This window comes from Streptomyces sp. NBC_00669, from assembly GCF_036226785.1.
Lineage (GTDB): Bacteria > Actinomycetota > Actinomycetes > Streptomycetales > Streptomycetaceae > Actinacidiphila.
Genome location: NZ_CP109018.1, coordinates 4730748 through 4744016 on the forward strand (window position 1 = coordinate 4730748; position 13269 = coordinate 4744016).

A 13269-nucleotide genomic window follows, 5' to 3' on the forward strand; every position below is an offset into this window, starting at 1 on the left:
CGCGGTTACGGTGCCGCGCCGACCAATGACGGTGCCGCGCCGCGGTTACGGTCGGGCCCGTCGCCACGGTCCCGCGCCGTCGCCACGCACCCGCGCTCACCCCTTCGCCTCCGCCCCGATCCGCGGGAACAGCGGGCGGGCCGGGGGCAGCACCCCGTCAACCGGGGTGACCTGCGCGGCGATCCGGGCCGCCGCCCCCGGCAGGAACGGCTCGACCGCCACCGCCAGGGCCACGCACCCGCGGTGCAGCGCGGCCAGGACCGCGTCGAGCCGTGCGCCCGCCGCCGGGTCACCGCCGCGCTCGGCCTTCGCCGACTCCCAGGGACGGGTGGCCTCCACCGCGCGGTTCGCCTCCTCCACGATCGACCTCACCGCCGCACCGGCCCGACGGAAGTCGAACGCCTCCAGCGCCGCGTCGATCCGCCCGGGCGCCGCCTCGCACGCGGCGGCCAGCTCCTCCGTGCCGGGGGGCTGTTCGTCCGACTCCGGCACCCGGCCGCCACGGTAGGAGTGCACCATGGTGACGATCCGGTTCACCACGTTGCCCAGACCGCCCGCGAGGTCGGCGTCCGCGCGGGCCACCAGACGTTCCCGGGTGTAGTCCGCGTCCCCGATCCGGGGCACGTCGAGCAGCAGCCACCAGCGCACCGCGTCGGTGCCGACCTCCGCCGCCAGTTCCGCCGGGTCCACCGCGGTCCCCGCCGACTTGCTGATCTTGCGGCCGTCGACGGTCAGGTAATCGTGCACCAGGACGTCCGTCGGCAGCGGCAGCCCGGCCGACAGCAGCATCGCGGGCCAGTACACGGCGTGGAAGCGCAGCACGCCCTTCCCCACGAGGTGCACCCGCCGCCCGTCGCCCGAGCCCGTACCTGTTTCCGCCCCTGCGGCCGTACCCCCGGCCGCCTCCGCGCCCCACCACCGTTCGAAGTCCGTTGCCCCGCTGCCGTATCCGAGGCTCGTGACGTAGTTGCCGAGGGCGTCCCACCAGACGTAGACGACCTGGTCGGGGTCGCCGGGCACCGGGATGCCCCAGCCGCGGGCGCGGCGCTGCGAGCGGGAGACGGAGAAGTCGTGCAGCCCGGAGTCGATCAGGGCCAGCACCTCGTTGCGGCGCGCGGCGGGCTCGATCCGCAGGGTGCCGCCGGTGATCAGCGCGCGCAGCCGGTCGCCGTAGCGGGAGAGCCGGAAGAACCAGTTCTCCTCGGCGACGAGGTGCGGCCTGGTCAGGTGCTCGGGGCACAGGCCGTCCGCGGTGAGCTCGTCCGGTGTGTAGAACTGCTCGCAGCCGACGCAGTACAGCCCTTCGTAGTGCTTGCGGTACAGGTCGCCGGTCGCGGCGACCCGCTCCCACAGCCGCTCGACGCCGACCCGGTGCCGGGGGTCGCTGCTGGTGCGGATGAAGTCGTCGAAGGAGAGCGCGAGGGGCTCGCGCAGGTCGGCGAAGGCGGTCGCGTTGCGGTCCACCAGCTCCTGCACGGGGACGCCCTCGGCCTCGGCGGCGAGCACGTTCTTCAGCGAGTTGTCGTCGGTGCCGGTCAGGAAGCGGACGTCCCGGCCGGCCTGACGGGCCCGCCGGGCCAGCACGTCGGCCTGCACCAGCTCCAGCGCGAAGCCGAGGTGCGGACGGGAGTTGACGTAAGGGATCGTGGTCGTGACGTAGAAGCGCGACATCGGAACCTCCTGCGATCAGGGCGGCGGGGCTCCGACCCGCGACACGCGAACGAGGCCCCGACTCGGGGCCTCGGATGCGTCACACGTTCGCGTCAGCGGCCCCTGCGGGGCATCATCGCGAAGGCGTGTGCGGTCATGGGCCGACCCTAGCAAAGCGCCTGGAGCGGTCCGAACGAATTACCGCCCCCGGGTATTCCGCACCCGCGCTCGCCCCGTACGCGGGGTCCGGTGCCCCCGACGCCTGACGCCTGACGCCTGACGCCCGCCACCCGCCGCCCGCCGGACTGGCGCCTTCCGTCCGGCGGCCCGCCGTCCGCGCTCGCCCCGCCTTCCGGGCTCGCCCCGCTACGTGCCGATCTTCCCCAGCAGGTCCACGATCCTGGACTGCACATCCGTGCTGGTCGACCGCTCCGCGAGGAACAGCACGGTCTCGCCGGACGCCAGCCGCGGCAGCTCGGCCGGGTCGATGTCCGCGGAGGTGTAGACGACCAGCGGCGTGCTGTTGAGCCGGGAGTTGCCGCGCAGCCAGTCCACGATGCCCTGGCGGCGCCGCCGGATCAGCATGAGGTCCATCACCACCAGGTTCGGGTGGATCTGGGCGGCCTTGGTCATCGCGTCGGCCTCGGAGTCGGCGTGGGTGACCTGCATCCCGCGCCGCTCCAGCGTGGCCGAGAACGCCATCGCGATCGGGTCGTGGCCCTCCACCAGCAGCACCCGCGGCGGGTGCTGCTCGCTGTCGCGCGGCGCGAGCGCCTTCAGCAGCACCGCCGGGTCGGCGCCGTACGCGGCCTCGCGGGTCGCCTGGCCGAGGCCGGCCGTCACCAGCACCGGGACCTCGGCGGCGGCCGCGGCCTGGCGCAGCGCCTGGAGCGCGGTCCGGGTGATCGGCCCGGTCAGCGGGTCCACGAACAGCGCGGCGGGCGGCTCGGCGACCTGCGCGTCGACCTCTTCGCGGGATCGTACGATCACCGGACGGTAGCCCCGGTCGGTGAGCGCCTGCCGGGTCGAGACGTCGGGCTCGGGCCACACCAGCAGGCGGCGCGGCTCGTCCAGCGGTTCCTCGTGGCGGTCGTCGGCGGCCTCGCCGGCGGGCACGTCGGTGACGTCCACCGCGCCGTTCGGCCCGTCCAGCAACTCCGGTCCCTCGGCCGCGCCCGCCGCGGGCGCCCCGATCGCGTACGACCGGCCCGGCGGCTGCGGTTGCTGCTCCTCCAGTGGCGGCACGGGCCGCAGCAGCGCGGTGTCGCGCTCGCCGCCGGCCTGGCCGCGGCCGCGCGGGTCCGGCTTGCGCACCGGGAGCTGGCCGCTGTCGGGGTCGGCCTGCGGGTGCTGGCGGGCCTGGTGCTCGCCGCCCGGGCCGGGCTGCTGGTTCGGCACCAACGGCTGCGGGCCGGGCGGCGGTTGGAGCTCCTGCGGTCCTTGCGGGTTCTGCGGCTGGGGTGCGGCGAGCCTGCGCCGGCGCCCGGAACCGCCCGCCGCGACCTGCGCGGGAAGCCCCTGCGGGTGCTGCGCCTGTACGGCCTGGGTGGGCGTCTGCTCGCGCGGGTCGGTGCCGAACGGCACGCCCTGGCCGAGGGTGCGGACGCTTATGGCCCGGCTGTGGGCCTGCTGCGACGGGTCCTGCTGCGGGCCGCCCCGGCTGCCGGGCGTGCCGTCGTGGGCGCCTTGCGGGTCCTGGTGCGCGGCGCCCTGGCCACCGGCCTGCGGCCAGGAGGTGGGTCCGGGGCCGGCCGCGGGGTGGCCGGGGTGGTCGTTCGGCGCGGACGGCGCTGCGGGCGCGGGCCGTTCGGGGTCGGGCCAGGTCCGGGGGGCCGGCTGCTGCGGGGGCGCCGCCGGTTCGGGGGCGGGCGCGGGGCGCGGCTCGGCCCGCGCGGCGGGGTCGGTGCCGGGCGCGTCGGGACCCGGCTGCGGCCAGCTCTGGGCGGGCGGGCGCGGGTGACCGTTGTCCGGGGGGTCCTCCCGGTAGGGCATCCCGGGTACGGGCGGCTGCTGCGGCGCGGCTTCGAGGGCGCGGCGACCGCGGCGGCCGGTGCCGGGGGCCGGGTCCTGGCCGCCCTGCGGGTTCGCCGGGTTCAGCTGGTTGCCCGGGTTCGGGGCGCCGTCGCGGCCCGCGCCGCCGTCGGCCGGGGGCAGCGCGTTCGGGATGCGCGGCGCCGGAAGCTGCCGCAGCTCGCCGCCACCCTCGGGGGACTGCTCCTCCACGGCCGGACGTCCCCTGCGGGCCCTGCGCCCGGTCGGCCGTACGCCCTCCGCCGGGTCGGCGCCCTCGGGTCCGCCCGGTCCGCCCGGTCCGCCCGGACCACCTGGCCCGATCTGCGGAATCTGCGGCGACGGTGACGGCGACTGCGACTGCGCCTGCGGTGACCGCGCGCCGGCCTCCGGCTGCGGCTCGGCCGCGGCCTGCGGCTGGTCCTGCTGCCCGGCCTGCGGTTGCTCCTGCCCCTGCGGGTGTTCCGGACGGCCGACGGGCCGCCGCAGCGCACGCCGGCGCCCGGTCGGGGCCTCGGTCTGGTCGGCGGCCGGCGGGATCGACCACGGCGCCAGGACCGTACCGGTGTCGTCGCCGGGGTGGGGCGGCTGCGGGCCCGGCTCGGACCGCTCCCCCCGCTCCGCGTCCGTCCCGCCGCCGGGTGCCGCGTGCGAACGGCGGGCAGCACGCCCGCCGGGCACCGGACCGTCGGGCCCGGCACCCGTCGCCGCTCCCGCGGTCGTACCCGCGCCCGCGCGCGCCGCGTCGCCGTTCCCGCCGGAGTGCGCGCCCCCGCGCGAGGACGCACCCGTACCCCTGCCGCCGGCGGCTCCGGAACCGCCTTCCGCGGCTGCCGCCCGGGCGGCGCGCACCGTGTCCGGGTCGAGGCCGAGCGGCACTTCGAGGACGTACGCGCTGCCCTGGCCCGGCACTTCGTGGGTCTGCAGCACCCCGCCGTGCCGTTCGATGACGCCGCGCGCCAGCGGCAGGTGCACCGGGTCGCCGCCGGCGCTCGGTCCGCGCACGTCGATGCGTACGACGTCGCCGCGCTGGGCCACCGCGACCACGATGGTGGAGTCCCCGGCGTACGCGATCGCGTTGCCCGCCGAGTCCACCCCCGCCACGTCGGCGACGAGGTGGGCGAGCGCCTGGGCCATCCGCCCAGGGTCCACCGACGCCTCGATCGGCGCCGCGTGCACGGCGAACTGGGCCCGGCCGGGCCCGATCAGCTCGACCGCGCCCTCGACGGCCGCGGCCACCACCTCGTCCAGGCCGATCACCGAGCGGTGCAGCTTGTCGTCGCCGCGGTCCAGCCGCTGGAAGTCCAGCACGTTGTCGATCAGGGTGGTGATCCGGGCGTATCCGGCGGAGAGGTGGTGCAGGATCTGGTTGGCCTCCGGCCACAGCTGCCCGGCCGGGTCGGCGGCGAGCCCGGTCAGCTCGGCGCGCAGTTCGGCCAGCGGTCCGCGCAGCGAGGTGTCCAGCAGCGCGCGGAGCTGCCCGGTGCGGGCGGCCAGCGCGTCGTACTGGGTCCGGTCGGTGAACGTCATGACCGCGCCGACCAGTTGGTCGCCGTCACGGACCGGCGCCGTGGTCAGGTCCACCGGCACCGCCCTGCCGTCCTTGCGCCACAGCACCTGGCCGCGTACCCGGTGCTTGCGGCCCGAGCGCAGCGTGTCGGCGAGCGGGGTCTCCTCGTATGCCAGCGGCGAGCCGTCCGGGCGGGAGTGGTGCACCAGCGGGTGGAGCTCCTTGCCGCCGAGGTCGGTCGCCCGGTGGCCGAGGATCTGCGCGGCCGACGGGTTGACCAGCACGATCTTGCCCTCGGTGTCCACGCCGACCACGCCCTCGGCCGCGGCCCGCAGGATCATCTCGGTCTGCCGCTGCTGGCGGGCGAGTTCGGCCTCGGTGTCCACGGTGCCGGACAGGTCGCGCACCACCAGCATCAGCAGTTCGTCGCCGGTGTAGTGCGGCATGCCGTCGCCGAAGTCCGCGTACGCGGTGCGGCTGTCGTCCAGGTTCGCGCTCGTCACCTGGGCCGGGAACTCCGAGCCGTCGGTGCGGCGCGCCTGCATCCGGGTCGGCTTCGTCCGGGTGTCGTCGGCCGCCGCCTCCTGCGGGCTGCGCATCGACCCGGGGATGCGCTTCGGGTCGAACGACGGCAGCAGGTCCAGCAGTCCGCGCCCGACCAGTGCCGTGCCCGGCGCCTCGAAGGTCTCCAGCGCTATCGCGTTCGCGTTGACCACCGTGCCGTTGGCGTTGACCAGCAGCAGCGCGTCCGGGAGGGCGTCCAGTATCGAGGCGAGGCGAGCAGCGCCTCTGGATGGCCTGCTGCTCACGAGACGCGTCCTCCCTGTTACCGCATGTGCTGTTACACGTGGCGCAGTACCCGGTGTGGCGCGCAGTGTCGGGCGCGGCGTCCGGACGAACTCACCTGAGTCGTACGGCGCTGTCGGCTGACGTCACGGGCGGCCCATCTTGCCGCCGCCCACCGGGCCATGTCACTAGACCGAGTGTACGGGTCGGGGTTGCTCCTGTGGCGTTGGACGGTCATGTGCCGTCACGGGGTGGGGGGTTGGGGGTTGTGTGGTGAAGGTGTGGTGTACGTCACGAAAGCGGGAACGCGGGGGTTCCGTGCCTGGCCGGCGGGGTTCCTCGCGTTCTTCGCGTTCTTCGGGTTCCGCGGGTCTTCGGGTTCCGCGTGATGTGCCGTTCAGCTTCGTACGGGGGCGGCGTCTTGGCGCGAGGCGTCGGCCACCGGGTTGGGCAGCGCCGGGACCATGCGGTTCCAGCGGGCCACCTCGCAGCCGTTCGTCCTGCGGTAGGACTCCCGCACCGCCTGTCCCTGCCAGACGCCGGTCACCCGGGCGGACTGCGGGCCGCCGTAGATCATCGAGCACATCTGGCCGGAGGGTACGGCGGGGACCGGGCCGCCGATCTCGGCGAGGTGAGCGCAGGCGGTGGTCGGGTCGGGGCCGGGTGCGGGCACCGGAGTGGGCGCGGGAGCGGGTGCCGGGGCGGGGTCGGGTGCGGGTGCCGGAGCAGGAGCGGGTGTCGGGGAGCAGCTCAGCCGGTAGCTGCGGGTGTGGCCCGCGCCGTCGTCGTACGCCACGTCCAGGCTCGTGCCGGGCTGTTCCGAGGTCCAGATGGCCGGCACCGAGTGGGGGGACACCGAGGCGATCGGGCCCGGTGGCCGGTGCGACGGCCGGTGCGGCGGGTTCCCCGAGCCGTACGCGACGCCCGTCAGCGCCGCGGTCAGTACGGCCGCGCCGGTCAGCGCCGTGGCGCCCGGGCGGGCGAGGCGGGCCCATCGGGCGGGCCGAGCCGGTCGGGCGGGCCGGAGGGGGGCGAGCGGCGAAGAGTGCATGCCCTTCTCCTACCGCCGGCCCGCTCCTCCCCCCGGCCAACCACCCCTTCGTGGGCGCGTCCAGGGACCCGCCGACCGGCCAATCCCTTTGCTCTGCCCGGTCGCGGCCTTGTACCGTACTCTCGGATTGGTCGCAGCCCTCCCGGCTGTGCCATCATTTCCCCACGCGCCCGCTCACCCGGGCACGTACCAGGAGGCGTCGCCTAGTCCGGTCTATGGCGCCGCACTGCTAATGCGGTTTGGGCTTTACCGTCCATCGAGGGTTCAAATCCCTCCGCCTCCGCCACCTCTCCCGGAGCCCCGCCGTCCCACCACGGCCGGGGCTCCTTCCTTTTCCCGCACCTCCCCCCGGGCTCCCGTCCCCCGGGCGCCCCACCTCTCCCGCGCACCTCCTCCACACCTTCCCCCCACCACCCGCACCCCCCACGGCGCCGCGTTTCCCCAGCTCACCGCCCCTCTCCCTTATCGATTTCACCTCCCGCGCCCCCTCATGTAATGTTGTTCCCGCGACGCCGACCGGCCCCGAAAAGCCGCGAAGCCACCCGCACTCGTAGCTCAACGGATAGAGCATCTGACTACGGATCAGAAGGTTGCAGGTTCGAATCCTGCCGAGTGCACAGCAGGCCAGAGGCCCCGTGGATCACTCCACGGGGCCTCTGACGTTTGTCTCGACGGCGCGCTTCGACGGCAGCCGCCTCACCAAGCGGGCGCGGGGTTCCATGGCCGGCAACGCGGCATCTGGAGTACGTCCTCCTCGTGACGCTGCCGGGCATGCACACGGGAAGGGCGTTCGAGTCCCCGACGTGATTCCTCCCGCTGGTGCCATCCCGACCGGGCGAAGCCGAGCAGGCGGACAACCGCTGATCCCGGCGGACGGAAGGCGCCATCCCGTGGCGCCGGATCGAGCGGACCACCCGTTGCCACGCGGGGTCGTGGCTGCGGGCGGGCGGAGTCGCCGACGCTTGTTTTCAAAAGCCTCACAACTCCTCTGCGAGCTCTGACGTTTCAGCTGTTACGGTCATGCGCCTGCCCTTCGCGCGCAGAACGTGGACATGCCGGCGGCCTTCGGCTGCGAAGTCAGCACAGGGAGACCGCGGATGGACTACTGCTACACGTGCCAACGGATACTCAACGGTGTGCTGGTGTGCCCGGGTTGCGGCGCCTACGCGACCGAGGCGGAGTCGACCGCCGCCATGGCCGGTGGACCGCGCGACGGCGCGTACCCGACCGGTCACCTCCGCCGCACCGAGCCGAGCGGTTTCCGGCCCGCGGGGTACTCCGCGGCGCCGGCCCCTCTGCCGGAGTACGTGCCCACCGGTTACGCCGACCCGGCCCCGTACACCTCCACCGGGTTCAGCCCGGCCGCGGCAGCGGAGACCGAGGAGGAGCCGGCGGCGGAGTCCGTGCTCGGGCCCGCGTCGATCGCGCCGACGCTGCACCGGGGTCGCGCGGCCCGGCGCCGCCAGATGGCGCGGTGGAAGAAGAGCAGGCGCCGTGCGGGCGTTGCCACCGCCTTCGCGCTGTTCAGCGGCGGCGTGACCGTGGCGTCGATGCACGCCCACGGCAAGGGCGGCGCGACCACCGCCTCGTCCGACACGGTGGCGCCGGTGAACCTGCGGACCCAGACCTCGCAGGACGGCGGGCCGTCCTCGGTGTCCCCGCAGCAGGCGGGGACCCCCGCGCACCACGCCACCGCTTCGCAGCAGCGGAACGCCGCCGGCACCCCGTCCCACCCGACCGCGCAGGCCACCCACACGGTGACCGACAACGCCGGCGCGGTGCGCATCTCGGACGGCTCCCCGACCGGGCAGACCTCCGTCCAGCACAGCCGGACCCCGCAGACGTCCACCACCACAGCTCCGACGACCGGCGACTCCGGTACGGGCACGAGCGGTTCGACGGGCACGAGCGGTTCCACGGGCACGACGACCACGGGTGGAAGCACGGGTACGACCGGAGGCGGCACCACCGCCACGTCCCCACCGACCGGCTCCACCCCTTCCACCCCGCCGACCACCACCTCACCGACGACGCCGGCCCCCCAGCAGGGCCTGTGCATCCTGATCCTCTGCATCGGTTGAGCTGATCCGAGGGTTGCAGGTTCGCATCCTGCCGAGTGCACAGCAGGTCAGAGCCCCGCCCGGGTCACCCGGAGCGGGGCTCTTTCGTTCCGTACGGCAGCGAAGTGCGGCAACGGGCCCGGTCGGCGCCGGGGGCCGGCCCGGGAAAGCGGTCGCCCGGGTGCCGGCGCCGTGGAGTGATCCACGAAGCCCTTGGTGCTCGGGGTGGGGCTCAGACGGGCGGTGTGATGTGGGTGGTGGTGAGGTGCTGGTCGAGGAAGGCGGCTGTCAGGTGGGACTCGGCCTCGACGGCGGAGCGTTCGCGCCGGGTCAGGACGTCCATCTCGCGCTCTCCTCAGGCCGCCGCGCGTTCCGCGGTGGGGCGCCGCCGCCGGTCGGGAACGGTGAGTGAGGGCGGCTGGTAGGCGACGTCGACCGGGCCGAGGTCGGTGCCCGGTGGCACGATCTCGTCGATCCGGTCCAGCACCTCGTCGTCCACGACGGTCGAGGCGCCCGCCAGCAGGTCGTCGAGCTGGTCGAGGGTGCGGGGACCGATGATGGCCGAGGTGACGTCGGGGTGGGCGGTGGCGAAGGCCATGGCCAGATGGGTCAGGGGCAGGCCGGCGTGCTCGGCGAGGGGGATCAGCCGCTCGACGGCGTCGAGCTTGCGGGGGTCGGTCAGGTGCGCGGGCACCCAGCGCATGCGGGCACTGCCGCTCGGCGCGTGGGCTTGGCGATACCGGCCGGTGAGCAGGCCCATGGCCAGCGGGCTCCACACGAGCACGCCCATGCCGAAGTGGCGTGCGACGGGGAGGACTTCACGCTCGATGCCCCGGTTGAGGACGGAGTAGGTCGGCTGCTCGGTGCGCAGCCGGTGCAGTCCGCGCCGCTCGGAGACCCAGTGGGCCGAAACGATGTCGCTCGCGGGCAGGTTGGAGGAGCCGAACGCGCGGACCTTGCCGGCCCTGATCAGGTCGGTGAGCGCGGACAGCGTCTCCTCGATGTCCGTGCGCGGGTCGGGGTGATGGATCTGGTACAGGTCGATGTAGTCGGTGTCCAGGCGGCGCAGCGAGCCTTCGACCGCCTTGGTGATCCAACGGCGCGAGCTGCCGCCGTTGTTGGGTCCCTCGCCCATGGGGCCGTTGAACTTGGTCGCCAGGACCACGTCCTCGCGACGGCCCTTGAGGGCGCGGCCGACGATCCGCTCGGCCTCGCTGTAACCGTAGACGTCCGCCGTGTCGACGAAGTTGATGCCGCCGTCCAGAGCCCGGTGCACGATGCGGGCGCACGCGTCGTGGTCGGGATTTCCGTTCGGGCCGAACATCATGGTGCCCAGGCAGTAGGCGCTGACCTCGATGCCGGTGCGGCCGAGCGGGCGCATGCGCATGACCGTGTCCACTTTCTGTACGTGCCGATGTGTGTGCCGATGTGCGTGCCGATGCGTGTGGCGATGTGCGTGGCGATCTACGTGCCGATGCGGCGACGTGGAGGGCGGCGGGTGTGGCGGTCAGCCGGTGTAGGGCGCGGTGACGTCCAGGACCCAGGTCACGCCGAAGCGGTCGGTGAGCATGCCGTACAGCGGTGCCCACGGCGCGGGCTCCAGCGGGCGCAGCACGGTCGAGCCGTCGGCCAGGCGCTGCCACAGGGCGCTGACCTCGTCGGTGTCCTCACCGCGCACGGACACGAAGAACGGGTTGGCGCCCGGCTCGTACGGCATCGCCGAAGGCACGTCGTAGGCCATGACGTGGAAGCCGTCGTCGGCGGACACCTCGCCCCACATCACCCAGTCCGCCTCGCTCTCGTCCTGGACGTTGCCGGCGTCCCTGTAGGTCACGGCGGCGGTGCGCCCGCCGAAGACGGACCGGTAGAAGTCCAGCGCCTCGCGGGCCGAGCCGCGGAAGTTCAGATGCGTGGTGGTGGTGACGGACATGGGCTGCTCCTCGCCTGGGTGGGTGCCGGGATGTGCGCACGGACAAGCCGCACGGACAAGCGCACGGATGCGCGCCGGCCGGGGCGACCGCGAAGCGGCGGCGTGAGAGGCCCTGCTCCGCGGTTCGGTATCCACCGTCGCACCAGTAGAGGACAGGTGGTGTCCGCTACTGCGGCCATCATGGAGACATGCAGAAGACGTCCTCGCGCCTCCTCACCCTGCTCTCCCTGCTCCAGGCCCGCCGGGAGTGGAGCGGCGCGGAGCTGGCCGAGCGGCTGGAGGTGACCGTGCGTACGGTGCGCCGCGACGTCGACCGGCTGCGTGCGCTGGGCTATCCGGTCGCCGCGGCCAAGGGACCCGCCGGCGGATACCGCCTGGAGCCCGGGGCGCACCTGCCGCCGTTGCTCTTCGACGACGAGCAGGTCATCGCGCTGGCGGTCGCCCTTCAGACCACCGCGCACCGCGCGCTCGCGGAGGACGCCGGCCGGGCGCTCGCGACGATCCGGCACGTGCTGCCCCCGCGCCTGCGGCAACGCGTCGACGCGCTCCACGTCACCGTGGCCGGGCCGCCTGGGCCGCCTGGGTCGGCTGGACCGTCTGGACCGGAGACCTCGGCGCCGGCCGAGGACCTGGAGGTGCTCACCGTCCTGAGCGCCGCGATCCAGCGCCATGAGGAACTGCGCCTGGACTACGCCCCGCACCGCGACGCCGCACCGCAGCGGCGCCGGGTGCAGCCGCACCACCTCGTGGCCTGGCGCACCCGCTGGTACCTGCTGGCCTGGGACCTCGACCGCGACGACTGGCGGACCTTCCGCACCGACCACCTGACCCCCCGCGCGCCGACGGGCCCGCGCTTCGCCCCGCGCCAGGTGCCGGGCCACGACGTATCCACGTTCGTCGCCGGCCGGTTCCGCGGGTCGGACGGCACCGGCGCCGCCTGGCCCTGCCAGGGCGAGGTCGTCATCGACCTCCCCGCCACGAAGGTCGCCCCGTACGCCGACGACGGCACGGTCGAACCCCTCGGCCCCGCGCGGTGCCGGCTCGTCGCCGGGTCGTGGTCCTGGACCGCCCTCGCCGCCGGCCTGGGCCGCTTCGACGCGGACCTGCACGTCGTCGGACCGCCGGCCCTGCGGCGAGCCTGCGCCACGCTCGCCCGGCGCTACGCGGGTGCCGCGGCCCCGTACGCCGAAGGCCCCGCGGACGAGCCCGCGTAAGGAGCCCGACCCGGCCCCGACCAGGCCCCGAACCCAGCCCCGGGTCAGGCCGGATCAGCCCGGGTCAGTGGGGAATGGCGAGGATGATGTCGGCGGCGCCCTGCTGGAGGAGGTCCGCGGCGGCGCGGGCGCCGAGGGTGGCGGGGCTGTCGGTGGAGCGGGCGGTGAGGTGGGTGTGGACGGAGGTGGAGCCGTCGGCGCAGAAGACCATGCCGCGCAGGGTGAGCGCTCCGTCGGGCGCGGTGGTGCAGTGGCCGGCGATGGGGCTGTTGCAGTGGCCGCGCAGGTCGCCCAGCATGGCGCGTTCGGCGGTGATCTCGGCCGTCGTCCGCTCGTGGTCGAGGCGGGACAGCAGGCCGGCGGTGGGGCCGTCGTCGTGGCGGCACTCCAGGCCGAGGGCGCCCGAGCCGACGGCCGGGAGGATCTCCTGGACGGTGAAGACCTGGCGGCCGCGGTGGGTCAGCTCCAGCCGGGCCAGGCCGGAGGACGCGAGGATCATGGCGTCCGGCCGGCTGCCGGACTGCTTCCTGCCGTCGAGCGTGTCGATGCGGGTGCCGACGGCGCCTCGTACCCGGACGACGTCGAGGTCCGGGCGGAGCCGGTGGAGTTGGGCCTTGCGGCGTACGGCCGAGGTCGCCACGGTGGCGCCGGCCGGGAGGTCGTCGAGGGTCCGCAGCTCGGAGCCCTCGGGGAAGAGGAGGACGTCGCGGACGTCGTCGCGCGGGAGGTGGGCGGCGAAGACCAGGCCCTCGGGCAGCGGGGTGTCGCCGGGGACGTCCTTCACGCAGTGGACGGCCAGGTCGACCTCGCCGCGCTGGAGCATGACGTCGATCTGCTTGACGAACAGGCCCTTCCCGCCGAGCTTGGACAGGTCGCCGTGCCAGCGGTCCGCCTCGGTGGTGACGGGCACCAACTCGACCTGGAGACCCGGCTGTTCCTTGCGCAGGAGGTCGGCCACGAGGTTGGCCTGGGCCAGCGCCATCGGTGAACTACGGGTGCCGATCCGCAAGGTCCGGTCGGCCGGGAAGGTGTTCATGGGGCCAGTCCTCTCGTTCCGG

Annotated in this window: 8 protein-coding genes and 2 tRNA genes; 4 read left to right on the forward strand and 6 right to left on the reverse strand. The window is 74.5% G+C overall.

Annotation, left to right across the window (positions count from 1 at the left end; genetic code table 11):
• Positions 1 to 96 precede the first annotated feature (96 nt).
• From metG to OG896_RS19675, 3 genes are all read right to left on the reverse strand, one after another.
• On the reverse strand, positions 97 to 1671 hold the full coding sequence (gene metG / locus OG896_RS19665; protein WP_329367189.1) for a methionine--tRNA ligase: 1575 nt from the start codon (positions 1669 to 1671) through the stop codon (positions 97 to 99).
• A gap of 345 nt (positions 1672 to 2016) precedes the next feature.
• The gene (locus OG896_RS19670; RefSeq protein WP_329367191.1) at positions 2017 to 5979 is read right to left on the reverse strand and encodes a hybrid sensor histidine kinase/response regulator; all 3963 of its coding nucleotides are present in this window, start codon (positions 5977 to 5979) and stop codon (positions 2017 to 2019) included.
• A 374-nt stretch (positions 5980 to 6353) separates the two neighbouring features.
• Positions 6354 to 7007 carry an SSI family serine proteinase inhibitor gene (locus OG896_RS19675; RefSeq protein ID WP_329367193.1) on the reverse strand — a complete coding sequence of 218 codons (654 nt, stop codon included), beginning with the start codon at positions 7005 to 7007 and terminating at the stop codon, positions 6354 to 6356.
• A 192-nt stretch (positions 7008 to 7199) separates the two neighbouring features.
• On the opposite strand from OG896_RS19675, the gene OG896_RS19680 reads away from it, so the two are divergent.
• From OG896_RS19680 to OG896_RS19690, 3 genes are all read left to right on the forward strand, one after another.
• Positions 7200 to 7293, forward strand: a tRNA-Ser gene (locus OG896_RS19680).
• A gap of 258 nt (positions 7294 to 7551) precedes the next feature.
• Positions 7552 to 7624: transfer RNA gene (locus OG896_RS19685), tRNA-Arg, on the forward strand.
• 480 nt (positions 7625 to 8104) lie between these two features.
• On the forward strand, positions 8105 to 9088 hold the full coding sequence (locus OG896_RS19690; protein WP_329367195.1) for an SCO2400 family protein: 984 nt from the start codon (positions 8105 to 8107) through the stop codon (positions 9086 to 9088).
• Between the two features lie 334 nt (positions 9089 to 9422).
• Here OG896_RS19690 and OG896_RS19695 read toward each other — a convergent pair whose 3' ends face one another.
• Both OG896_RS19695 and OG896_RS19700 read right to left on the reverse strand, forming a co-directional pair.
• The gene (locus OG896_RS19695; RefSeq protein ID WP_329367197.1) at positions 9423 to 10454 is read right to left on the reverse strand and encodes an aldo/keto reductase; all 1032 of its coding nucleotides are present in this window, start codon (positions 10452 to 10454) and stop codon (positions 9423 to 9425) included.
• Positions 10455 to 10574: 120 nt separating this feature from the next.
• A complete protein-coding gene (locus tag OG896_RS19700; protein ID WP_329367199.1) occupies positions 10575 to 10997 on the reverse strand; it encodes a VOC family protein in 423 nt (140 codons plus the stop codon).
• Between the two features lie 188 nt (positions 10998 to 11185).
• On the opposite strand from OG896_RS19700, the gene OG896_RS19705 reads away from it, so the two are divergent.
• A complete protein-coding gene (locus OG896_RS19705) occupies positions 11186 to 12211 on the forward strand; it encodes a helix-turn-helix transcriptional regulator (protein ID WP_329367201.1) in 1026 nt (341 codons plus the stop codon).
• A gap of 64 nt (positions 12212 to 12275) precedes the next feature.
• Here OG896_RS19705 and hemC read toward each other — a convergent pair whose 3' ends face one another.
• Positions 12276 to 13247, reverse strand: a complete 972-nt coding sequence (gene hemC, locus OG896_RS19710) for a hydroxymethylbilane synthase (protein ID WP_329367203.1) — start codon at positions 13245 to 13247, stop codon at positions 12276 to 12278.
• Positions 13248 to 13269 lie beyond the last annotated feature (22 nt).